At 71.5% G+C, this 1,284-nt stretch carries 2 protein-coding genes; one reads left to right on the plus strand and one right to left on the minus strand.

The window, feature by feature from the left end; genetic code table 11:
- The first annotated feature begins 300 nt into the window (after positions 1 to 300).
- The gene (locus tag BMG523DRAFT_RS27135) at positions 301 to 1,029 is read left to right on the plus strand and encodes a helix-turn-helix domain-containing protein (RefSeq protein WP_082456850.1); all 729 of its coding nucleotides are present in this window, start codon (positions 301 to 303) and stop codon (positions 1,027 to 1,029) included.
- Here the strand turns inward: BMG523DRAFT_RS27135 and BMG523DRAFT_RS21380 are convergent.
- Positions 1,009 to 1,284, minus strand: a 276-nt coding sequence (locus BMG523DRAFT_RS21380; protein ID WP_035958588.1) for an ATP-dependent Clp protease proteolytic subunit, incomplete at its 5' end; no start/stop codon positions are given. The genes BMG523DRAFT_RS27135 and BMG523DRAFT_RS21380 overlap by 21 nt on opposite strands.

Consider the following 1,284-nt stretch of genomic DNA (forward strand, 5'->3'; position numbering starts at 1 on the left):
CGGCAACTCCGGCGGCCGTCGGCAACTCCGGCGGCCGTCGGCGACTTCGCGGCAAAGGTGTGGGCGGAATGCCGGGTGCGGTACTTGCGGTTCCGGCGAGGGCGCAGCGGATACGCTCGGTGCCTTAGCCCTCCATCGACTTACCCGGGGGTGGCTGCGGCAGCGGTCGCCTTCCCACCCACGTGATCAGTATCCGGGACGCGTGTATCTATCAGGACGCGAGCGCCCCTCCGATTCCCCTGACCCTTCAAGGCACCAGTCCCCCGGAGGTTCCTGATGGCGATGACGGATGATGCCGAGATGCCGTTGCTGCGCCGGCTGGTCGGGCAGGCGCTGCGCCGACGTCGCCTCGCTCAGGGCCGCACCCTGCGGGACGTGGCGGACGCGGCGCGGGTGTCGACGCCCTACCTCTCGGAGATCGAACGCGGCCTGAAGGAGGCGTCTTCGGAGATCCTCGCCGCGGTCTGCCGGGCGCTGCACATCCGGCTGTCCGATCTGCTGGACGAGGTGCGTCTGGAGCTCGCCCGGCTCGAACCCGAGGTCACCCCCGTGACATCGCCTGGGCCGCTGTCCGCCGTCCACGGGCAGGCGACACCACCGATCACGGCCCGCGTCATCTCCGCTGACCTGCACGCCGCCAGCGGCACCGCGGCCACCGCCAGCATCACGGGCTCGGCTGGCATCGAAACAACCGGTGTCGGCGCAACGGTCGGCGCGGCGTCGCCCTTCGGCGTGTCGCCGAACCTGGGACTCTCGCCGAGCTTCCGGGCCGCCGTCCATACCGGCCGGGTGGTGGTGCCCAGCCCGCGGCGAGCCGCCGTCGCTCCCGGTCCGCGGGGATCGGGGAGATCGGAGGGGCCGGGCAGGTGGTCCCGGCCCGCGGCCGCCTTCCGGCCGCAGCATAGTCGGCCGGAAGGCGGCCGCGGGCACGCTCGTCGACAGGTCGGCCTGTGGCCAGTCGACGTGTGGCAGGCCGACCGGAGCGGCCAACCGCCGGATCGCACCCGGTCAGGCGCTGCGTGCCGATAGAAGCCGGGCGGCCTTACGGCTCATGATGACCTCGTCGATGAGGCCGTACTCCTCGGCCTCATCGGCACTGAAGATCTTATCGCGTTCGGTGTCGCGACGGATCTCCGTCTCGGTACGACCGGTGTGGCGGGCGAGCATCGTCTCCTGCAGCGCCCGTACGCGCAGGATCTCCCGCGCCTGGATCTCGATGTCGCTCGACTGGCCCTCGCCCTGCGCCGACGGCTGGTGGATGAGGATCCGGCTGTTCTCCAGCGC

The sequence above is a fragment of the Frankia sp. BMG5.23 genome, assembly GCF_000685765.2.
GTDB lineage: Bacteria > Actinomycetota > Actinomycetes > Frankiales > Frankiaceae > Frankia > Frankia casuarinae.

Coding starts and splice junctions, on each gene's coding strand:
- BMG523DRAFT_RS27135 (WP_082456850.1), top strand. CDS start 301: ATGCCGTTGCTGCGCCGGCTGGTCGGGCAGGCGCTGCGCCGACGTCGC.